The 20,191-nt window shown below is 51.9% G+C and carries 19 protein-coding genes and 1 pseudogene; 3 read left to right on the top strand and 17 right to left on the bottom strand.

The window, feature by feature from the left end:
- Nucleotides 1-85: 85 nt before the first annotated feature.
- The 3 genes from A7P95_RS01720 to argG form a co-directional block, all read right to left on the bottom strand.
- A complete protein-coding gene (locus tag A7P95_RS01720) occupies nt 86-919 on the bottom strand; it encodes an alpha/beta hydrolase (protein ID WP_067590168.1) in 834 nt (277 codons plus the stop codon).
- A gap of 89 nt (nt 920-1,008) precedes the next feature.
- Nucleotides 1,009-2,193: a GTPase HflX gene (gene hflX / locus A7P95_RS01715; protein ID WP_067590371.1), complete on the bottom strand. Its 1,185-nt coding sequence runs from the start codon at nt 2,191-2,193 to the stop codon at nt 1,009-1,011.
- A 248-nt stretch (nt 2,194-2,441) separates the two neighbouring features.
- Entirely contained in the window at nt 2,442-3,788 is a 1,347-nt protein-coding gene (argG, locus tag A7P95_RS01710) for an argininosuccinate synthase (RefSeq protein ID WP_067590165.1), read from the bottom strand.
- Between the two features lie 395 nt (nt 3,789-4,183).
- Here argG and A7P95_RS11440 point away from each other — a divergent pair, with 395 nt between their 5' ends.
- From A7P95_RS11440 to A7P95_RS01690, 3 genes are all read left to right on the top strand, one after another.
- The gene (locus A7P95_RS11440) at nt 4,184-4,678 is read left to right on the top strand and encodes a hypothetical protein (RefSeq protein ID WP_156503461.1); all 495 of its coding nucleotides are present in this window, start codon (nt 4,184-4,186) and stop codon (nt 4,676-4,678) included.
- Between the two features lie 224 nt (nt 4,679-4,902).
- Nucleotides 4,903-5,628 (top strand): phosphatidylserine decarboxylase, encoded by a 726-nt coding sequence (locus A7P95_RS01695; RefSeq protein WP_067590156.1) that lies wholly within the window; start codon nt 4,903-4,905, stop codon nt 5,626-5,628.
- Between the two features lie 194 nt (nt 5,629-5,822).
- Nucleotides 5,823-6,713, top strand: coding sequence for a prephenate dehydrogenase (locus tag A7P95_RS01690; protein ID WP_245636540.1), 891 nt, complete (start codon nt 5,823-5,825; stop codon nt 6,711-6,713).
- A gap of 128 nt (nt 6,714-6,841) precedes the next feature.
- Here the strand turns inward: A7P95_RS01690 and rfbD are convergent, their stop codons facing one another.
- The 14 genes and pseudogenes from rfbD to glyS form a co-directional block, all read right to left on the bottom strand.
- A complete protein-coding gene (rfbD, locus tag A7P95_RS01685) occupies nt 6,842-7,714 on the bottom strand; it encodes a dTDP-4-dehydrorhamnose reductase (protein WP_067590153.1) in 873 nt (290 codons plus the stop codon).
- A 26-nt stretch (nt 7,715-7,740) separates the two neighbouring features.
- Nucleotides 7,741-8,283, bottom strand: coding sequence for a dTDP-4-dehydrorhamnose 3,5-epimerase (gene rfbC, locus A7P95_RS01680; protein WP_067590150.1), 543 nt, complete (start codon nt 8,281-8,283; stop codon nt 7,741-7,743).
- A 75-nt stretch (nt 8,284-8,358) separates the two neighbouring features.
- The gene (locus tag A7P95_RS01675; RefSeq protein ID WP_067590147.1) at nt 8,359-8,799 is read right to left on the bottom strand and encodes a hypothetical protein; all 441 of its coding nucleotides are present in this window, start codon (nt 8,797-8,799) and stop codon (nt 8,359-8,361) included.
- Between the two features lie 17 nt (nt 8,800-8,816).
- The gene (rfbA, locus tag A7P95_RS01670; RefSeq protein WP_067590144.1) at nt 8,817-9,683 is read right to left on the bottom strand and encodes a glucose-1-phosphate thymidylyltransferase RfbA; all 867 of its coding nucleotides are present in this window, start codon (nt 9,681-9,683) and stop codon (nt 8,817-8,819) included.
- A gap of 124 nt (nt 9,684-9,807) precedes the next feature.
- On the bottom strand, nt 9,808-10,185 hold the full coding sequence (locus A7P95_RS01665; protein WP_067590141.1) for a hypothetical protein: 378 nt from the start codon (nt 10,183-10,185) through the stop codon (nt 9,808-9,810).
- Nucleotides 10,186-10,199: 14 nt separating this feature from the next.
- Nucleotides 10,200-11,264 carry a dTDP-glucose 4,6-dehydratase gene (gene rfbB, locus A7P95_RS01660; protein ID WP_067590138.1) on the bottom strand — a complete coding sequence of 355 codons (1,065 nt, stop codon included), beginning with the start codon at nt 11,262-11,264 and terminating at the stop codon, nt 10,200-10,202.
- A gap of 33 nt (nt 11,265-11,297) precedes the next feature.
- Entirely contained in the window at nt 11,298-12,125 is an 828-nt protein-coding gene (locus A7P95_RS11000) for a glycosyltransferase family 32 protein (protein WP_245636539.1), read from the bottom strand.
- A gap of 37 nt (nt 12,126-12,162) precedes the next feature.
- Nucleotides 12,163-13,038: a glycosyltransferase family 2 protein gene (locus A7P95_RS10995; RefSeq protein WP_082890674.1), complete on the bottom strand. Its 876-nt coding sequence runs from the start codon at nt 13,036-13,038 to the stop codon at nt 12,163-12,165.
- A gap of 37 nt (nt 13,039-13,075) precedes the next feature.
- Nucleotides 13,076-13,718 (bottom strand): annotated as a pseudogene (locus A7P95_RS10990) (IS1595 family transposase).
- 67 nt (nt 13,719-13,785) lie between these two features.
- On the bottom strand, nt 13,786-14,877 hold the full coding sequence (locus A7P95_RS11435; protein ID WP_156503459.1) for a WaaS/CpsH family glycosyltransferase: 1,092 nt from the start codon (nt 14,875-14,877) through the stop codon (nt 13,786-13,788).
- 12 nt (nt 14,878-14,889) lie between these two features.
- Entirely contained in the window at nt 14,890-15,948 is a 1,059-nt protein-coding gene (locus tag A7P95_RS01650) for a WaaS/CpsH family glycosyltransferase (RefSeq protein WP_067590136.1), read from the bottom strand.
- Nucleotides 15,945-16,976, bottom strand: coding sequence for a WaaS/CpsH family glycosyltransferase (locus A7P95_RS10985; protein WP_082890673.1), 1,032 nt, complete (start codon nt 16,974-16,976; stop codon nt 15,945-15,947). The genes A7P95_RS01650 and A7P95_RS10985 overlap by 4 nt, the downstream gene beginning before the upstream one ends.
- Nucleotides 16,977-16,991: 15 nt before the next feature.
- Nucleotides 16,992-18,071, bottom strand: coding sequence for a glycosyltransferase family 9 protein (locus tag A7P95_RS10980; RefSeq protein WP_082890672.1), 1,080 nt, complete (start codon nt 18,069-18,071; stop codon nt 16,992-16,994).
- A 24-nt stretch (nt 18,072-18,095) separates the two neighbouring features.
- Nucleotides 18,096-20,159: a glycine--tRNA ligase subunit beta gene (gene glyS, locus A7P95_RS01635; RefSeq protein ID WP_067590127.1), complete on the bottom strand. Its 2,064-nt coding sequence runs from the start codon at nt 20,157-20,159 to the stop codon at nt 18,096-18,098.
- Nucleotides 20,160-20,191 lie beyond the last annotated feature (32 nt).

Here is a 20,191-nt window from a genome sequence, read left to right as displayed (position 1 = left end):
TGCGAGTTTCTGCGAAGCTATGGCGGCAGCTTTGGCGTGGCTAAAAATGGGGAGGGCAAGGGCCGGAGTTCGGGTTTGCAGCTGCCTATTCTGCCGGGCTGCTTCGGCTGTGGCGGGCAAAGAAATCGAGCAGGGTTTGCTCGTAGCCGCCCAGGCCTTGCAGGCCGAGGTGGGTGCCGCTGGGGATGAGCACGAGCTGTTTGGGCGGCCGCGCCAAGTCGAACAGGGTTTGGGAATGCCGGGCGGGAATCACTTGGTCGGCGGTGCCGTGAATCAGCAGCAGGGGGATCGGGCTGAGGGCGGCGATGTGGCGGCTGGCGCTGTGTATGTTGCTCAGGAGCAGGCCGGCGCCGGGGAGTTTGTCGTGGGCGATGGCGGCATAGGAGGAAAAGGTGGATTCGATGGCGATGGCGCGCACGCCTGCTCGGTTGCCGGCGCCCACGGCGGCGATGGCGTTGGTGCCGCCCAGGCTTTGGCCGAACACGAGCAGGCGCTCGGCATCCACGTCGGGGCGGGTGCGGATGTAGTCGAGTGCGGCGTTGCTGTCTTCAAACAGGCCTTGGCGGCCGGGCTTGCCTGCGGATTGGCCGTAGCCGCGGTAGTCGAACAGGAAAACGTTGTAGCCTTGTGCAGGCAGCCATTTCACGGCCTGCCAATGGGCGGAGAGGTTTTGGGCGTTGCCGTGGAAGTGGACGATGGTGGCGGCCTGCTTGGGGCTGGCCACGCCTTGTGCGGGCACAAACCAGCCGTGCAGGCGGGTGCCGTCGGCGCTGTGGAAATAAACGTTTTGGTAGGGCAGGCCGGATTGTGCGGGCGAGCCGTAGTCGGCATGGTCGGGATAGTAGAACGCTTGGTTGGCGCAGGAGGCGAGGCCGAACAGGGCGGCGAGGATGAGGGCGGGAATCAGGAGGCGTTTCATGGCGGGTTGGGTGTGGTATGGAAGGCTACCTGAAAGCTTACGTTTTAGCTTCGCAGAAACTCAGCCTTGGCTTCGCCAAGACATCGTTTTCAGGTAGCCTTTTTGCCGCCTGCGGCTTTGCCGTGCGCATCGGCCCATTCAATCAAGGCTTGGCGCAGGTCTTCCAGGCCGAGGCTTTGGGTAACGGAGAGGCGCACGGCGGCAATGCGGCCGGTTTTGCTGCGTAGGATGCCGGGGGCTTGCTGCTCGGGCGGGAGCAGGTCGATTTTGTTGTAGAGCACGAGCTGGGGCACGTCGGTGGCGCCGATTTCGGCCAGCACGCGGTTTACGTCTTCCATGCGTTGCTCGCAGTCGGGCTGGGAGGCGTCGGCCACATGCAGCAACACGTCGGCTTGGGCGGTTTCTTCCAGCGTGGCGGAAAAGGCGGCCACCAGGCGGTGCGGCAGGTCGCGCACGAAGCCCACGGTGTCGGTGAGGATGATGCTGTGTTCGTTATCCAGATACAGGCGGCGGGCGGTGGTGTCGAGCGTGGCGAAGAGCTGGTCTTTGGCCAGCACGTCGGCTTTGGTGAGGCGGTTGAAGAGGCTGGATTTGCCGGTGTTGGTGTAGCCCACCAGGGCGAAGGTGGGCAGGCTGCCCTGCTGGCGGGCTTTGCGGCGGGTGGCGCGCCCTCGCCGTACGTCGGCGAGGCGTTTTTTCAGCGTGGTGATTTTTTGGGCGATGAGGCGGCGGTCGGTTTCGAGCTGGGTTTCGCCCGGGCCTTTGAGGCCGATGCCGCCTTTTTGGCTTTGCAGGTGGCCGTAGCCGCGCACGAGGCGGCCGGAGAGGTGGGTGAGCTGGGCGAGCTCCACTTGCAGGAGGCCTTCCTGGCTTTGCGCGCGCTGGGCGAAGATGGCGAGGATGAGCCCCACGCGGTCGAGCACGCGGCATTGCAGCTTGGCTTCGAGGTTGCGCTCCTGCGTGGGCGTGAGCTCGTGGTTGAACACGGCCAATTCGATATTGTGCGCCTGCACTTCGGCGGCGAGCTCTTCGGCCTTGCCGCTGCCCACAAACAGCGCGCCGGTGGGGCGCTCGCGGCGGGCGGTGGAGATGTGCACCAATTCGCCGCCGCCGGCACGCACCAGCTCGGCGGCTTCGTCGAGCACGTTTTGGAAGGCGCGGGCGCGCTGCTCGTTGCTGCCGGAAAAGCTGTCGGCCAGCATTACGCCCACCAGCAACACGCGCTCGGGGCGGCTGAGGGATTTGTCGGGCTGGAAGGGCGGGCGGCGGGGCATGTCGGCGGGCAGATTAATAAGTTGGGATGCGGCATTATAGCGCATGGGCGGGCTGAGGCTACCTGAAAAATGGTAGCTAGGATGAAGCTGAAACGTGGCTCCGCTTATTGCTGCAAAGGAAAGCACTCTGCGCGGTGTGGCTCAAGCTGTGCGGAATAAAGGCTACCTGAAAAGCGCTCCGCGAGTTTCTGCGAAGCTAAAACCGCAAATGGTTTTTCAGGTAGCCTTTTATTGACTCTGGCTCAGGCTTACTTGCCGCTGCCGAGTTTCGGCAACACGGCGCCTTCGCCCAGGGAGAGCAGGCCGCTGTCGGCGTAGATGCCGAGTTTGGCGCGGGTGTCGGTGATGTCGAGGTTGCGCATGGTGAGCTGGCCGATGCGGTCGAGCGGGGTGAAGGCGGCGTTTTCCACTTTTTCCATGCTTAGGCGTTCGGGCTGGTAGGTGAGGTTGGGCGATTCGGTGTTCAGAATCGAATAGTCGTTGCCGCGCCGCAGCTCCAGCGTAACTTCGCCGGTGATGGCTTTGGCCACCCAGCGCTGGGCGGTTTCGCGTAGCATCAGGGCTTGGCTGTCGAACCAGCGGCCTTGGTAGAGCAGGCGGCCGAGACGCAGGCCGTTGATGCGGTATTGTTCGATGGTGTCTTCGTTGTGGATGCCGGTAACCAGGCGTTCGTAGGCGATGTGCAGCAGCGCCATGCCGGGGGCTTCGTAGATGCCGCGCGATTTGGCTTCGATGATGCGGTTTTCGATTTGGTCGCTCATGCCCAAGCCGTGGCGGCCGCCGATGCGGTTGGCTTCGAGGAAGAGCTCCACCGCGTTGGCGAAGGTTTGGCCGTTGAGCGCTACGGGCACGCCTTCTTCAAAGCGCACAGACACGGTTTCGGGCTTCACTTCCACATTTTCGTCCCAAAACGCCACGCCCATGATGGGCTGCACGATTTTCACGCTGCTGTTGAGGAATTCCAAATCTTTGGCTTCGTGGGTGGCGCCGAGCATATTGGAATCGGTGGAATAGGCTTTTTCTACCGACATTTTGTAGTTGAAGCCGTTAGCGATGAGGAATTGGCTCATTTCGTGGCGGCCGCCGAGTTCGTCGATAAATTGCTGGTCGAGCCAGGGCTTGTAGATTTTGAGCGCGGGGTTGGTGAGCAGGCCGTAGCGGTAGAAGCGTTCGATGTCGTTGCCTTTGTAGGTGCTGCCGTCGCCCCAGATGTGCACGTCGTCTTGCTTCATGGCGGAAACGAGCATGGTGCCGGTTACGGCGCGGCCGAGTGGGGTGGTGTTGAAATAGGGCATGCCGCCGGTGGATACGTGGAACGCACCGCATTGGATGGCGGCGATGCCTTCGTGGGCGAGCTGGGCGCGGCAGTCCACCAGGCGGGCTTCGATGGCGCCGTATTCTTTGGCTTTGCGCGGGATGGTTTCGTAGTCGGTTTCGTCGGGCTGGCCGAGGTTGGCGGTGTAGGCGTAGGGCAGCGCGCCTTTGAGTTTCATCCACAGGAGGGCGGCGGAGGTGTCGAGCCCGCCGGAGAAGGCGATGCCGACTTTTTGGCCGACGGGGAGGGTTTGCAGGATGGTGGCGTTATTCTGGCTCATGATGCTCCTTTGTTTGGCAAGATGGTTGAAGGCTGGGATTGTGTGCCAGAAGGCGGGGGCTTGTCTACAGTGGATTAACTTTAAACCAGGACTGCGTTGTCTCGCCTTGCCGTACTGCCTGTACTGTCTGCGGCTTCGTCGCCTTGTCCTGATTGAAATTTAATCCACTCTAGTTTTGGCGCGGGGCTACCTGAAAATGTTTCGGCGCCATGAAAGGCAAAGGGGTGGCGCATTGTGGCTTTGCGGGAATTCGTTTTGCTTATTTTTCAGGTAGCCTGCTTTGTGCGTGGGGCTACCTGAAAACGGGCTGGGCGGGTTTGCCGGGTTGAGCCCTTCGGCTATGCCGCCGAACCTTTTTCAGGTAGCCTTCGGCTTTTTGCAAACGGAGGCCGGCGATGGCTGGGGAGAAACTGCCGCTGTGGCGTATGGCGGGGTGGTATGTGCTGTATTCGGGGGCGGGCTGCGGGCTGATGTATGGGGCGCTGGCCATTTTGTGGCGTTCGGGCTGGCAGGCGCCGCAGGAAATGCTGCTGGATTTGCTGGGTGTGGGCGGCTTGGGGGTGATGCTGGCTTCGCTGGTGCACGGTTTGTGGCTGCTGGCGCTGCCGGCGGCGCTCACGGGCGTGGCGGCGGCTGCGCTGCGGCTGTCCAATAATCTGCGCGGGCGGCTGCTGTCGGCGCTAGTGTGGACGGGGCTGGCGGCGGGGCTGTGTGCCTTGCTGCGGCAGGTGGGGCTGGATGTGCCGTTGTTGTTTAACCGCTTGGTGGCCGAAACGTTGGCGGCGGTGCTGCCGTGGCCGGGCGAGAAGTTGGCGCAGCTGATGGCGGTGCCGTATGCGCGGGAGGAAACGTGGGGCGATTATACGGGCGAGCGGGGGGAGGATTGGTGAGGCGGCTTGGGGCTACCTGAAAACCGGAAAGGGTTTTTCAGGTAGCCTTTTGGTTATGCTTGCGGCGGGCTTTTGGGTTTCAGGTAGCCTGTGTGGCGGCGGAAGGGTATGGCGGGCTGAAACGGCAGCGATTGTTTTTTAGGTAGCCTCGATGGCCGTTGCGGGCGTTGGCTGCCTTTTCTTGTATAATCTGCCGTGTTTCTATTTTCTTTAAGGATGATGCCGTGAACCGTTTTTACCCCCATCCGCTGATTGCGCGGGAAGGCTGGCCGTTTATTTTGGGCGGGCTGCTGCTGAGTGTGCTGGTGAGCTGCTGCTGCGGCTGGTGGTCGCTGCCGTTTTGGCTGTTTACTGTGTTTGCGGTGCAGTTTTTCCGCGATCCGGCGCGGGATATTCCGGCGGATGCGGATGCGGTGCTCTGCCCGGCAGATGGTCGGATTGTGGTGGTGGAGCGCGCGGAAGACCCGTTCCGCCAAGTGCCGGCTTTGAAAATCAGCGTGTTTATGAATGTGTTCAACGTGCATTCGCAGCGCGCGCCGATTGACGGCATGATTACGCAGGTGGATTATTTTCCCGGCCAGTTTGTGAACGCGGCGCTGGATAAGGCAAGCACGGAAAACGAACGCAATGCGGTGTTGGCCACCACGAAGAGCGGCCGCGAGGTTACGTTTGTGCAGGTGGCGGGCTTGGTGGCGCGGCGCATTTTGTGTTATGTGCGGCCGGGCGAGCAGGTAACGCGCGGCCAGCGCTACGGCTTTATCCGCTTCGGCTCGCGGGTGGATGTGTATCTGCCCACGGATGCGGTGCCGCTGGTGGCCATCGGCGAGCAGGTGCGCGCCAGTGAAACGATTTTGGCGCGGCTGCCGCTGGAAGCAGATGGCGAACAGCAGGTAATTGAAGAGGCAGCAGCTTTGGTGCAGGCGGCGGCGGAAGAGGTGTTGCCGGGCTGAGCCTGTGCCGTAAAAGATGATAGAGGCTACCTGAAAACCGGAAAGGGGTTTCAGGTAGCCTTTTTTATGTTTGCGGCGGGCTTTTTTTGGTTTTAGCTTCGCAGAAACTTGCTTCGCTCGTTTTAACTTCGTTGAAGCTCACGCTTTCAGGTAGCCTGTTGTGCGGCTAGAATGTGTGCACGGATAGATTTTGTATGAAGGAGCAAACGATGGCGATGATGCGGCGGATGGTGGTGGCGGGGGTGGGCCTGATTGGTGGCTCGCTGGCTTTGGATGTGAAACGGCTCGGGTTGGCGGACTGCGTGGCGGGGGTGGACGCGGATGCGGCCAACCTGCGCGAGGCGCTGCGGCTGGGCGTGGTGGACGAGGGCTTTGCCTCGCTGCGCCAGGCGGTGGGCGCGGATACGGATTGCGTGCTGCTGGCGGTGCCGGTGGGCGCGGTGGGTCGGGTGTCGGCGGAGCTGGCGCCGCTGTTGCCGGAGGGCTGCGTGGTGAGCGATGTGGGCAGCACCAAGCAGTCGGTGCTGGCGGCTTGGCGGGAGAATTTGCCAGAGGCGTGGCCGCGCTGTGTGGCGGCGCACCCGGTTGCCGGCTCGGCGCGTTCGGGCGCGGCGGCGGCACAGGCGGGGCTGTTTGCGGGCAAACGGCTGATTCTCTGCCCGCACGAGGCGCAGGATGCGGTGGCGCTGGCGCGGGTGGAGGCGCTGTGGCGGGCGGTGGGCGCGCAGGTGGGGCGCATGGATGCGGTGGCGCACGATGCGGCGTTTGCGGCAGTGTCGCACCTGCCGCAGCTCTTGGCTTATGCCTATATGCGGCAGATTGCGCTCGCGGCGGAGGCGGAGGAATGGCTGCGGCTGGCGGGTAGCGGTTTCCGCGATTTTTCGCGCTTGGCGGGCAGCGAGCCGACGATGTGGGCGGATATTGCGCTGGCCAATCGGGAAAACCTGTTGGCTCTGCTGGCAGGGCAGGAGCGGCAGCTGGCGCAGTTGCGCGAATGTTTGGCGCGGGAAGACGGGGCGGGCTTGCGGGAAATGTTTGCCGAGGCGAGCGCGGCGCGGCGGGAATGGGAAAGCGGGAAGGATTAGGGCGTTTCAGGTAGCCTTTTGGGGGCTACCTGAAATTTTTTCGGATGGTTGGGATGGTGTTTTTGCTGCGCTGGAGTTTGCGCTTTTTCAGGTAGCCTGCCGTGGGGCTACCTGAAAAATTTTGTGGCTTAGAGATAGTCGGCCAAATTGCCCAAGGCGCTTTGCCAGTCGCTGGGGGGGATGCCGAAGGCGCTGTGGATTTTGCTGCAATCGAGGCGGGAATCGGCGGGGCGGCAGGCGGGGGTGGGATAGTCGGCGGTGGTGATGGCGTTCAGTTGCGGGGCGCGGGGCAGGATGCCTTGCTCGGCGGCGCGGCGGAAGATTTCGGCGGCGAATCCGTGCCAGGTGGTGTGGGGGCTACCTGAAAAGTGGTAGAGGCCGTAGGGGCAGTGGGCGCTTTGGGTGCGCTCGGCGAGGTGCAGCAGGGCGGCGGCGATGTGGCCGGCGTAGGTGGGGGCGCCGGCTTGGTCGGCCACGATGCTGAGGCTGTCGCGTTCGCGGCCGAGGCGGAGCATGGTTTTGACGAAGTTGCCGCCGTGTTCGCCAAACACCCAGGCGGTGCGCAAAATGATGTGGCGGGGGCAGGCGGCTTGGACGGATTGTTCGCCGGCGAGCTTGCTTTGGCCGTATATGGTTTGGGGGTTGGGGGCGTCGGTTTCGCGGTAGGGGCGACTGGTGTGGCCGTCGAAGACGTAGTCGGTGGAGATGTGCAGCAGGGCGGCTCCGCTGTGTTGGGCGGCGTGAGCGAGGTTGGCGGGGCCGGCGGCATTGGCGGCGTGGGCGGCGGCGGGCTCGCTTTCGGCTTTGTCTACGGCGGTGTAGGCGGCGGCGTTGATGATGACGGCGGGCTGCTCGCGCTCAACGGCCTGCCATACGGCGGAGGGGTCGGCGATGTCGAGCTGGCTGCGGTCGTAGGCGGCTACCTGAAAATGCCGGGCGGCGGCTTGCTGCACGAGGGCTTGGCCGACTTGGCCTTGGTGGCCGGTGATGAGGAGTTTCATGGGGCTACCTGAAAAGTGGGTTTGGTTTAATCGAACAATACGGCTTGGCTCAGGGGTTGGCCGGCAAGGTCTTTGGGCGAGAGCTTGGGCTCGCCTTGCAATGGCCATTGGATGCCGACGGTGGGGTCGTTCCAGAGCAGGGAGTGTTCGGCCTGGGGGTTGTAGTAGTCGGTGCATTTATACACGAATTCGGCTTCGGGGCTGAGCACGTAGAAGCCGTGGGCAAAGCCTTCTGGCACCCAGAGCTGGTGTTTGTTGGCGGCGGAGAGGATGGCGCCGGCCCATTGGCCGAAGGTGGGGGAGCGGCGGCGCAGATCGACGGCCACGTCGAACACTTCGCCGGCAATCACGCGCACGAGTTTGCCTTGGGTGTTTGCGGTTTGGTAGTGCAGGCCGCGCAAGACGCCGTGGCCGGATTTGGAGTGGTTTTCTTGCACGAAGGTGCGCGGGGCGATGTGTTGGCGGAACCAGTTGTCGCGGAAGGTTTCCATGAAGAAGCCGCGTTCGTCGCCGTGGATTTGGGGTTCGAGGAGTTTGACGTCGGGGAGGGCGGTGGGGAGGATGTTCATGATTTGGATGGGTTTAATTGTGGATAGGTTGGCGTTTGTATTTTCAGGTAGCCTGCGTGGGAGGCTACCTGAAAATCAGTTGGGCGTGCTGCTTTGCCGGCGGGCGTTTTCGAGCTCTTGCAGCAGCTGCATGTAGCGGGGATACAGCGGCGCGATGCGGGCGCGGCGGGTGGGGGTGCAGAAGCTTTGCAGGCGTTCTGGACTGCGCATGATGGCTTCGTAGTGTTTGCTTAGGTTGGAGAGATCTTGGCGCTGTTCGGGGCTGAGGGTGCAGCGTTGGAATGCCTCGTTGCCGGATTTGCTGTTGAGCTCGCCCACGGCATACCAGCCGATTAGGGCGCGCTGGCGGGTTTGCTCGGTGTCGGCTTTTTCGCAGTGGCGGGCATCGACATACATTTCCAGGCTGTCGGTGAGGGCTTGTTTGCACTCGGCCGGCGTCATGGGGTGGACGAAGGATATGTCGGCGCGGCCAAGCGGTACGATGAGCAGGAGGGCGAGGAGGAGGGTGGATTTCATAATGGGAACGCCAAGGATTATTTTGCCAGCAGGCGCAGCAGGTATTGGCCGTATTGGTTTTTGGCCATGGGCCGGGCCAAAGCGGCCAGTTGCTCGTTGGAGAGCCAGCCGTTGCGCCAGGCGATTTCTTCGAGGCAGGCTACCTGAAGGGCTTGCACGTTTTGGATGGTGCGCACGAAGGCGGCGGCTTCGTGCAGACTTTCGTGCGTGCCGGTGTCGAGCCAGGCGAAGCCGCGGCCGAGCAGCTGCACGGAGAGGCTGCCGTCTTCGAGATAGAGCTGGTTGAGGTCGGAAATTTCGAGCTCGCCGCGTGGGGAGGGTTTGATTTGTTTGGCGAATTCGGCCACGCGCTGGTCGTAGAAATAGAGGCCGGTTACCGCCCAATTGGATTTGGGTTTGGCGGGCTTTTCTTCGATGGAGAGGGCGTTGAATTGGCTGTCGAACTCGACAACGCCGAAGCGCTCCGGGTCTTTCACTTGGTAGCCGAACACGGTGGCGCCGTGGGTTTTGGCGGCGGCTTGCTGCAGGGTTTGGGTGAAGGATTGGCCGTAGAAGATGTTGTCGCCGAGCACGAGGCAGACGTTGCTATTGCCGATGAATTCTTCGCCGATGATGAAGGCTTGGGCGAGGCCGTCGGGGCTGGGCTGCTCGGCGTATTGCAGGCGAATGCCGAAGTCGGCGCCGTTGCCGAGCAGGCGGCGGAAGGCGGCGTTGTCTTCGGGGGTGGTGATGATGAGGATGTCGCGGATGCCGGCGAGCATGAGCACGGACAGGGGGTAGTAGATCATCGGTTTGTCGTACACGGGCATGAGTTGTTTGGATACGCCGCGTGTGATGGGGTAGAGCCGTGTGCCGGAACCGCCGGCGAGGATAATGCCTTTCATGCTTTTGTTTCCCTTTGGTAGCAGGCTACCTGAAAAATTTTCGCTTCGCAGAAACTCGCAAAGTTTGTTTTCACTGCGTTGAAGCTTACGCTTTCAGGTAGCCTGTGTTGGTTGGCTGGCGTGCTTATTCGGTGCCCAGCAGTTTGCCGTTGTAGCGGCCGAAGAATTCGCTGATTTCAAAGAACATTTCTTTGCGTTCGCCGTTTGGGCCGGCCACGCTGATGCGGTCGTAAATGCCGTGTTGCCCTTGGATCAGGGCTTGGCCGACTTTGCGGTAGCCGGGCATGTTTTGCGCAATCCAGCGGTTTTCGGCGGCAATGCCGCGCGGGGTATCGTTTTCGTGGATCACGATGGCGCGCTCTTGGCTGCTGCCGTCGGCGCGCTGTTGCTGGTGGTGTGCGGCGGCAGTGGCGCGATGGGGCTGCGGCTTGGCTTGGGCCATGCCGGTGGCGGCGAGGCCGAGGGCGATAAAGCCGAGCAGGGCGGTGTGGCGGATGTTCATTCGCTTCTCCGAAATCAGGGTTTGAGGCCGAGGCGCTCGAGGCGATAGCTGCCGTCAAGGATGTGTTGCCACCAGGCGCGGTTGTCGAGATACCATTGTACGGTTTTGCGCATGCCGGATTCAAAGGTTTCCTGCGGCTGCCAGCCGAGCTCGCGGCCGATTTTGGCGGCGTCGATGGCGTAGCGCAAATCGTGGCCGGGGCGGTCGGGCACGAAGGTGATGAGGTCGGCATAATGTGCCACGCCGGCGGGCTTCTGCGGCACGAGTTCTTCAAGCAGGGCGCAGATGGTTTGCACTACTTCGAGGTTGGTTTTTTCGTTGTGGCCGCCGATGTTGTAGCTTTCGCCGATTTGGCCTTGGGTGATGACTTGGTATAGCGCGCGGGCGTGGTCTTCCACGAAGAGCCAATCGCGGATTTGCTGGCCGTTGCCATACACGGGCAGGGGTTTGCCGGATAGCGCGTTTAAAATCATCAGGGGGATGAGTTTTTCGGGGAAGTGGTAGGGGCCGTAGTTGTTGGAGCAGTTGGTGATGAGGGCGGGTAGGCCGTAGGTGCGCTGCCAGGCGCGCACGAGATGGTCGCTGGAGGCTTTGCTGGCGGAATAGGGGCTGGAGGGGGCGTAGGGCGTGGTTTCGGTGAATAGATCATCCGTGCCGTGCAAATCGCCATACACTTCGTCGGTGGAGATATGGTGGAAGCGGAAGGCGGTGCGGCGGTTTTCAGGTAGCCCTTGCCAATAGGCGCGGGCGGCTTCGAGCAGATGAAAAGTGCCGACGATATTGGTTTGGATAAATTCGCCGGCGGAATCGATGGAGCGATCGACATGGCTTTCTGCCGCCAAATGCATCACGGCATCGGGCTGGTGTTGGGCAAACACGCGGTCGAGCTTGGCGCGATTGCAAATGTCCACTTGCTCAAAGTCATAGCGGGGGCTACCTGAAACTTCTGCCAAGGATTCGAGGTTGCCCGCATAAGTGAGCTTGTCGAGATTGACAACGGAGTCTTGGGTATTGCCGATGATGTGGCGGACAACTGCCGAGCCGATAAAGCCGGCGCCGCCGGTGAGGAGGAGTTTCATAACCGAATTTTTAAGCAAGAATAAAATTAATCATCAACGATAATTATGGGTACAAGGCCTAATTTTAGAATCGAGCAGTATTCTTTCATGATATTTTAAGCAAAGGGGGTGGAAAATATCACCTAAAATATTAAACCAAGGAATAGGATAACCATAATTATCACCTAAAATATTTCCTGGGTGTTTTATTAGTTGTTCTGTGTAGTTATCCATTCTGCGGTGTAGCTCAGTATACCATTCTTGCGTAAAAGGAGTTTGTTTTTTAAAAATGTAAGCACCATTTCCTGCTATTCGGCTGAAGCACGATTTCATATCGTTACCTAAAATCCCACCAATTAGGGTAAGGTCTTCTTTTTTTACTTCAGGGTAACCCAAAAAATAGGCATTAGAGTTTTCTAGCCGATGGAAACAGTTTTCCCAGCTATGTTTGGTAGCTTTTACATCGCTGTATCCGCCCCCATAATGGTGCATAAAGTAGCAACGTAAATAGTCTGATTTATGTACTAGTGATAAATAAGGGAAGGCAGGATGTAGCGGGTATGCAGGCAAAATAAAATCACTCAAATTTTGTGGTGTAATTAAGGCAACTTCTATATCTGCATTTTTTTTCAATAATTGAAAGTGCTGGCTTCGGGCAGGAGACATTGGGTTATCCCCTGTCCAAAAAGAATAGATGACCCTTGGTATGGATTCAAATCTAATAGTTATCAATTCTCGTTTTGGAAAATTTGACAGGAAGGAGTCAGTATATTTTCCTTGTTCATAGGTATAAGGATTTATAGTAGTTGAGATTTTGTTTCTTTGGTATTTTATCCATACTTTAAGATCAAGAATCATCTTATTTAATTCTGTTGGCTTCATGATTAATCTGGTTTCAACTTTGGTTGATAATCTATAATTATGCTATATCTTTTAGCTTATTTTGAATGATAACATATCTCTTTGGTCTAAAAAATTTATAAAAATATTTAACAAAAATATTACTATGCTTCCTTTTTAATCTTTCATTATAAGCTTGTTCGTTCAATAAATCTGAATAGGCTCTCATAAAAAAAGAGTGCATAAATATTTTATTCTCTTTATAAAAATCATAGTGTTTATTGTATATTTTTAATATATTATCTGAATATTTATGCTGTGTTGCCATATTTGTTACTGATGATTCATCTTCACGCTGTCGGTAATAGAATAAAGGTTTAGATATTTTTTTTACTTTCCCACCATTTTTAATGAGTGAAATAAATAGCTCCCAATCTTCAAAAAGGGTCATTTTTTCATCAAACCCACCAATATCATCATAATGTGACTTCCGGATCAACGCCGTTATATAAATATAATTAGTCAATAGAAATGAAGATAACGAGAAATCTGGTAATTTCCAAGGTTTATTTTTGCTACCAAATAGCACAGCATCTGTATAAACGATAGACAAACTTAAATCTTTCTCTGCCTCTTGAACACACTCAGATAAATAAGTAGGTGAAATTATATCATCTGAATCTAGGCAAACCAAATATTTTCCTCTGGCATGTTTTATTGCATTAATTCTTGCCTTAACACAGTAAGTATTTTCTTGAGTCAGAACAGTTAATTTATCATTTTTTAAAGCATAGGTTTTTAAAATTTCCAGTGTATTATCGGTAGAACCATCATCGATTGCAATAATTTCAAAATTTTGAAATTCCTGTGCTTCTAGACTATTGAGAGTTTCAGGTAGATAGTCCGCAGTATTATAGCAAGGAATAATAATCGAGATTAAGGGATAGTGAGCCATTATTAACTCTATAATAAATTATTGGGGCTGTCCTAGATTAGCCATAAATTCCACACCATCTTCGCAGGGATTCAAGTGCTGGGACGGTGTGCCGAAGTTAAACCAAAATTCGCATTCCTTCAAGAATATCGGGAAAGATTTGCGGTCAATTTTGTTGTATTTGCGTAAGACTCGCTTTGCCTGATTCCAAAAATTCTCAATGGCGTTGATGTGATTCAGGCAGTTTGTAAATTCTCTGGCATGGTTGATATGGTAATAGATAAAACCACTCACCTCCAACTTGTCATAATGCTCTGGCTGCCTGTGCAAATAATGCTGTCAGACATGATTTTTTTGATGACAGGCAGTAATGTTTCAGACCTAGCATTATCTGCTACAGCGGTATAGATTTGTCCTTGTTGTTTCAGAATGCCGAATACCACGCCTTATCCGCCGCACCGCGCTCGCGCCTGCCTTTGCGGTGTCCACCGAAATAGCTTTCGTCCGATTAAGCAGCACCATCAAAAACCTCATCGGCAGCTAGTGCCAAAATGATGGGTAATGACCATGCGGACTTTACGGTAGAAGTTGGGTTGTATACTTAAAATATTGGCAGTAGAACAGGTTGTAACTTCGAGCACAAAAAATTCAAGTAGTTTCTTTTGTATTCTCTTATTTAGTTTACAATTGCTTATCTGCATTTTCATGGCCTAGTATAGATTGCTAATCTACGTCAGCTCCTAAAATATTGAATATTTACATAGTATCTCATAAGTCAGGCAGGTTGATTTCTTGATATGGATGAATATTGAGTAAATACCTGATCCAGTTTGTAAAACTATATTTCTTCCTAATGAGATCTCCAATATCATAGTAGGGAGAATTCAAAAATGAATCTAATTCTTCGCTATTAATATTTTCCCCATCCCAAATAAAAATGTTATTAGGATGATAAAAGTCATAAGTTTTCACCCAATGATTAGTAGTAATTAATTTCTTTTGGTACCCTATTGCTTCAATAGTTCGGAAAGAAACTCCGGTATGAATGGGAGTGCAAAAATCGAGAAGGCACCAACTGTTTTTTTCATTTTCAATATTTTCAGAAAAAGGGATTGCTTGTAGTGATGCTTTTACATTAGAAGGATACAACTTGTTATGCTTCTTAAAGGATCTATTATTAAGATGATATATAGTAATATCTGTATTTAAATTATTCTGTAATGCATATTTGGCAAATACGGAGATTGATTTAGCACGACTTAATTCATCTAAGTGTACTCCTCGGAAATAGAATGAATAGGGAATGTTAGATTTTCCTGTATTAAAGGTAATTCTATCAAAGTAGAAATTCGTAGCTGGATAGAGATTAGTTATGCTGTTCTTATAGGATTTATAGTCTTTAGGATCAAAAATGTATACTTTATGGAAAATGTCTAAACAGTCAAAAATTTTGGGAAATCTAGTTAAACCATCACTTTGGTAAGCAACCATTAAATTTTTAGTTTTTCTTTTTATTTCAAGTAGATGATTTTTGTGATATATCTGTCCCCCAAGGATTATTGAAAAATCAAAAGATTTATATTGGTCAAGCTTCTTACTGACTTGTTTATTTACGCTTTCAATATATAGATCTTTTTCTTTTTGAATTAGCTTCTGCTTAGCATTCTTTTGCCGAAAAATTATTCGTTTAAATAATACTAATAACCGAGTAGTTAGAGAGCGATATTTAAAAGGAGGTGGTTCATGATTATAGCTTATATCAACAACCTTGTAACCCATATCTATTAAATGGGTAATGATTAGTCTGTAGATATCATTTACCTGGTAGGAACCTAATAAAATTACAGGATTATTCTTCATAATAGTGTCTACTTATAATAAATCAAGATTTGGAAGAGTAATTGGTATGTTAGGGTAAATATCAAAAACAAAATATATCCAATTTTTAAAACTATATTTGTTTTTTAATTCATCAGAAAGTTTATGGTATGGAGTCTGCATAAACTGTTTAAGCTCATCAATATTCTTGCCATTCCATAGAAACATATTATTTGGATGATAAAAATCATAATTAAATATGGTTGGATTGGTGGTTATTATTTTTTTCTCATATCCGATTGCTTCAAAGATACGTAGCGATAAGCCATAATGCTTTTCATTAAGAAAATCTATTAATATACTAGATTTCTTTACCATTTTAAGATATTCTGGATAAGAAATAGATTCGGAGGCTGGGTAATACTTGGCTTCCTCAATTTTCAGCTCTTCCTGAGCTCGCTCGATATTACCATCTTGGGCACAGATATAAAACTCTATAGGAATATTATTCTTTTTTGCAACTTGATAAAATATTTGTATACTTTTAGTTCGTTGCTTTGCATGAGATCCGACAAATAGTAAACTGTTAGTAGACTCATTATTTTCTGGATAACAATCAATCCAGAAGCTGGTTATTGGAATAAGCTTTTCATGATAGCTTTGTTTTTTTCCAATGTCATATGGATCAAAAAATAAAAACTTATCAAAATAGCGAATTTTATAAAATTCATGCTCAAGAAAATCAAGCCTTTCCCAGTTATAATGCACCATTAAGCGACTTTTTCTCCGGAGGGTTTGAATAAACGAACTAGGAAAGCCTCCAGGCCAAAACATTAGACAATAATCAACTTGCCCATCGATGGCATTTAATTGTTTTATAAAATGGCTAGCGTATGATTTAAAAAGTTGTTCTTTTTTATACTCACGTTGCCGTAGAATATTTCTGAAGAAGATTTTTTTCGCATGCTGCCAGATATTCGAGTAAATAAATTTCCTATCTTCTCCATATATGATTTCAATAACCTCAAAACCATGAAAGCGTAAGTTATCGGCAATAGCTTGGTGTATACCAAAGATAGGGGGCATAGCGAGAATAACAGTTTTTTTATTCATAATGTGGGTAAGTTGGGTAAACTAATTGGTAGGTAGGGATTAATCTGCAATAGATATTGTATCCAATTCCCAAAGCTATATTTTTTAATAATTTCTGAAGAAATATTATAGTATGGGATGATTAAGAAATTTTTTATTCCATCAAGATTATTTTCATTTAGAATGTAGATATTATTAGGGTGATAGAAATCATATTTCTTTACTTCAGAATTGGTTGTAATTAATTTTTTACGATAGCCAATGGCTTCAAAAGTTCTCAAGGAAAGCCCTTTGTGAGAACTGATTACGAAGTCGGCCAGTACTCCGCAATTTTGTGCATTGATAATATTTTGCCTGTAAGAAATACCTTTATGAAATTGGATATTATCAACAGGGTATTCGTGTGGTGCTTCCGGGTGGTTGGGGCAGGAAATCTGGAAATTTAATTTCCATCCAGCCTGTTTGGCATACTGGCAGAATCGGATAATTTGTTCTTTTCTGTCTTCTCGATGTGCTCCAAGAAAATAAATATCATCGGATATGTTATCAGTTGAAGGGCTTGGAATATGGTCGAAATAGAAACTAGTGGCAGGATATAGCTTATTTGGGAAAAGAGATAAATCATCAGGATCGAAGACATAAAAGCGATCAAATAAATCAATTTGTTTGAGTGCAGCTGGAAAGCGGCTAACTGCATCCCATTGATAATTTATAAACAAACTGCTTTTTTGTTTGATTTCTTTTAGAAAGTTGTCTGGATAAACATCTGACCGGATAAACAAAGCATAATCAAAATAAGGATGTTTACTTAGCTGTTCTTGGATTTCTTGCTGTTTGAGCTGAACCATCAGTTCTTTTTTTGCTTGTTTATTGCCTTGCAATTTTTTCCATTGTGTGGATAAGCGAGATATTAGGTTTGGATATTCAAACGTTAGCGAGTCAAGTGAGTAATCGATTACCTCAAAGCCATGATAAGCCAGTGCTTCCGCTACTATTTTGGCAATTCCGGCATCGTTAATCATGCCAAGCAGAATAACAGGTTTATCCATAATCAATTTATTTTTTTATCTAGTAGTTTTATCAAATACTTGCTGCAATGCTGTACATATTTGGTTGGGAGTAATTTCGTTGATATTGTTTTTAAAAAAGATCAGATGCGCCTGTTTGCTTCTTGGGTGCCAGTTAGTCAGGTTTTGCTGGTGGTCGTGATATAGGCCAATAATGTTTTTATTTAAGCCAGAAGCAATATGGATTATCGCAGTATCGGGAGTGATAACTGTTTCTGAATGGCGGATAATTTCTATGCTATCAAAAATAGTGCTTGTGTTTTTATAAATAAATACCGTTGGGTATTCGGTACAAATATTTTCTAATGAAGGGGTAACTTCTGGATAGGTTAGTAAAATAAAGTGATGATTAGGAAAAGTGTTGGTAAGCTTGTTTAAGATATGGCGAATATTGTTGTCATTAAACTGCCGTGCTTTAGATGCACCAAAGAAATTAACCACAGTATAATTTAATGGATGATGGTGTGCGAGAAAATTCTGTATAGCAGCATCAGATTCCACATGAACGGGCAGATTATAGTCTGTATCGATATTAGAGAAGCCACATAGCGCTAAAGCTTGTTGATAAATATCACTATAATGCTGCTGTGTGTTGGTAATATTTAAATTGAATATTTTATAATTATCCTTTGCTAGGCCGATATTATATGAACATTTCAGTTCGTGCAGTAGAATCAAATCACGCGGGCGAAATACCAAGCTTGGTTCAATAGCAATATCATATTGTTTGGCTAGCGATCGGGCGGTTAGATAATAGCTGATGGTTGATTTGGCTCTAACAACATGCAAGGCATCAATATATGGATTATTGGTGAATATGGCTTGATTTTTATGGTTGCAGATAACGCCAATGCGGATATTCGGATTAATTCTTTTGATTTCGCGAAACGCAAAAGAACTGACGATATAATCGCCAATTTTCCCATCTTGCCGCAGAAAAACTATGCCTGTTATGGTGTGAGGGTTCAGTTCGGCAATATGGATATCAGGTGACCGGTCCAGCAGGGTTTTGGCTATACGTAGCCGCAATGCTGCCCATTTTTGTTTTAGTTGCTTATATGTGCTTTTAAATGACATGGATAGGCTACCTGAAAACTAGGGCTACTCCCCCAATACCGCAATATCCGCCACTGCGTTCATCTGTTCCGCCAAGCGGTTGAGCAGGTTCAGGCGGTTTTGTTTGACGGCGGGGTCTTCTGCCATCACCATCACGCCGTCGAAGAAGGCATCGACTTGAGGTTTGACGGAAGCCAACTCGGACAAGGCGGCCTGGAAATTGCCTGCAGCTACGGCGGCGGCGATTTTCGGCTGCAAGCCTTGTGCGGCGGCGAAGAGGGCTTTTTCTTCGTCTTGTTGCAGCAGGCTTTCATCGACTTCGTCCAGCGCGGCATCGGCTTTTTTCAGCAGGTTTTGCACGCGTTTGTTGGCAGCGGCAAGCGCGGCGGCTTCGGGCAGTTGTTTGAATGCGGCAACGGCTTGCAGTTTGGCGGTCAAATCGTCCAAACGGCGCGGCTGTTTGGCGAGTACGGCGGCGACGATGTCTTGCGGATAGTCGTTTTGCAACAACACGGCAAGGCGCGCCTGCATGAAGTCGGCGGTTTCAGACGGCGTTTTTTCGTTGAGCAAACCTTTGGGGAAGCTGTCGAAGGTCGTCTGAATCAGGTCGTTTACATCCAAGCCGTAGTGCATCAGCATCCGCAAAATACCCAAGGCGGCGCGGCGCAGGGCGTAGGGGTCTTTGTCGCCGGTGGGAATCAGACCGATGCCCCAGATGCCGACCAAGGTTTCCAGCTTGTCGGCAAGCGCGACGGTGGTGGCGATTTTATTTTCAGGTAGCCTGTCTCCTGCAAAACGCGGCTGATAGTGCTGCTCGAGGGCTTCGGCGATTTCTTCGGTTTCGCCATCCAAGCGGGCGTAGTATTTGCCCATCGTGCCTTGCAGCTCGGGGAACTCGCCGACCATTTCGGTAACCAAGTCGGCTTTGGCAAGGCGCGCGGCGCGTTCGGCTGCTGCGGCATTCGCACCCAATGCTTTGGCGATGTGTGCAGCGATGCTTTGCAGGCGTTCGATGCGTTCGGCTTGCGAACCGATTTTGTTGTGATAAACCACGTTTGCCAGCTTGGGCAGGCGGCTTTCCAAAGTCGCTTTTTGGTCTTGCTTGTAGAAGAACTCGGCATCAGACAGGCGCGCGCGCAAAACGCGTTCGTTGCCTTGGATGATGTGCGTCGGGTCTTCGGTTTGCAGGTTGGACACCAGCAAAAAGCGGTTCATCAGCTTGCCGTTTTGGTCGAGCAGCGGGAAGTATTTTTGGTTTTGCTGCATGGTCAGAATCAGGCATTCCTGCGGCACAGCGAGGAAATGTTCTTCAAAACCGGCTTCCAAAACAACGGGATACTCAACCAATGCGGTTACTTCGTCCAGCAGGGCTTCATCGGCGGCTACGGTGGCTTTCAGACGACCTGCCTGTTCGTTCAAGGCAGTCTGAATGGCAGCTTTGCGCTCGGCAAACGAAGCAACGACTTTGCCTTGACCGCGCATTTGTTCGGCGTAGCTGTCGGCGTTTTCAATGGTGATTTCGCCGCTGGACAGGAAGCGGTGTCCCAAGGTTTGATTGCCGCTTTGCAGACCCAAAACGCTGACGTCCACGATGTCGCCGCCGTGCAGCACAATCAGCCCGTGAACGGGGCGCACGAAGGTAAACGTGCTGCTGCCCCAGCGCATCACTTTCGGAATCGGCAGCTTTTTAACTGCCTGATTGATAATGTCTTCCAGAAGTTCGCCCAAGGGTTTGCCGGTTTGGACGTATTCGTAGGCATAGACATCCTGCTTGCCGTCGTGGACGATGGTCAGGTCTTCGATTTTCGCGCCCGCCCCGCGTGCAAAACCTTCCAGAGCCTTGGTCGGCACACCGTCTTTCATGGCATTTGCCACGGCAGGGCCTTTTTTCACGATTTTCTGATCGGCTTGCACGGCTTTGACGTTTTTGACTTGAACCGCCAAACGGCGCGGCGAGGCATAAGCCGTAAATTCGGCGGCACCGTCAGTCAGTTGCGCTTTTTCCAAGCCTTCGGCAACGGAAGCGGCGAAGTGCTTGCCCAAATTGTTCAGGGCTTTTGGGGGGAGTTCTTCGGTGAGGAGTTCGATTAAAAGGGTTTGGGTGCTCATCGGGGCGTCGTTTAGTATTTTCAGGTAGCCTG

Origin of the sequence: Eikenella longinqua (genome assembly GCF_001648355.1) — a bacterium.
In the GTDB taxonomy this organism is placed as follows: Bacteria; Pseudomonadota; Gammaproteobacteria; order Burkholderiales; family Neisseriaceae; genus Eikenella; species Eikenella longinqua.
The sequence above is the reverse complement of the archived record's forward strand: the minus strand, read 5'-3'. Positions and strand labels throughout refer to the sequence as shown.

Bases quoted from the DNA above. Each gene is read 5' to 3' on its own strand.
- A7P95_RS01720 (WP_067590168.1), bottom strand. From the start codon at position 919: ATGAAACGCCTCCTGATTCCCGCCCTCATCCTCGCCGCCCTGTTCGGC.
- hflX (WP_067590371.1), bottom strand. From the start codon at position 2,193: ATGCCCCGCCGCCCGCCCTTCCAGCCCGACAAATCCCTCAGCCGCCCC.
- argG (WP_067590165.1), bottom strand. From the start codon at position 3,788: ATGAGCCAGAATAACGCCACCATCCTGCAAACCCTCCCCGTCGGCCAA.
- A7P95_RS11440 (WP_156503461.1), top strand. From the start codon at position 4,184: ATGGCTGGGGAGAAACTGCCGCTGTGGCGTATGGCGGGGTGGTATGTG.
- A7P95_RS01690 (WP_245636540.1), top strand. From the start codon at position 5,823: ATGAAGGAGCAAACGATGGCGATGATGCGGCGGATGGTGGTGGCGGGG.
- rfbD (WP_067590153.1), bottom strand. From the start codon at position 7,714: ATGAAACTCCTCATCACCGGCCACCAAGGCCAAGTCGGCCAAGCCCTC.
- rfbC (WP_067590150.1), bottom strand. From the start codon at position 8,283: ATGAACATCCTCCCCACCGCCCTCCCCGACGTCAAACTCCTCGAACCC.
- A7P95_RS01675 (WP_067590147.1), bottom strand. From the start codon at position 8,799: ATGAAATCCACCCTCCTCCTCGCCCTCCTGCTCATCGTACCGCTTGGC.
- rfbA (WP_067590144.1), bottom strand. From the start codon at position 9,683: ATGAAAGGCATTATCCTCGCCGGCGGTTCCGGCACACGGCTCTACCCC.
- A7P95_RS01665 (WP_067590141.1), bottom strand. From the start codon at position 10,185: ATGAACATCCGCCACACCGCCCTGCTCGGCTTTATCGCCCTCGGCCTC.
- rfbB (WP_067590138.1), bottom strand. From the start codon at position 11,264: ATGAAACTCCTCCTCACCGGCGGCGCCGGCTTTATCGGCTCGGCAGTT.
- A7P95_RS11000 (WP_245636539.1), bottom strand. From the start codon at position 12,125: ATGAAGCCAACAGAATTAAATAAGATGATTCTTGATCTTAAAGTATGG.
- A7P95_RS10995 (WP_082890674.1), bottom strand. From the start codon at position 13,038: ATGGCTCACTATCCCTTAATCTCGATTATTATTCCTTGCTATAATACT.
- A7P95_RS11435 (WP_156503459.1), bottom strand. From the start codon at position 14,877: ATGAAGAATAATCCTGTAATTTTATTAGGTTCCTACCAGGTAAATGAT.
- A7P95_RS01650 (WP_067590136.1), bottom strand. From the start codon at position 15,948: ATGAATAAAAAAACTGTTATTCTCGCTATGCCCCCTATCTTTGGTATA.
- A7P95_RS10985 (WP_082890673.1), bottom strand. From the start codon at position 16,976: ATGGATAAACCTGTTATTCTGCTTGGCATGATTAACGATGCCGGAATT.
- A7P95_RS10980 (WP_082890672.1), bottom strand. From the start codon at position 18,071: ATGTCATTTAAAAGCACATATAAGCAACTAAAACAAAAATGGGCAGCA.
- glyS (WP_067590127.1), bottom strand. From the start codon at position 20,159: ATGAGCACCCAAACCCTTTTAATCGAACTCCTCACCGAAGAACTCCCC.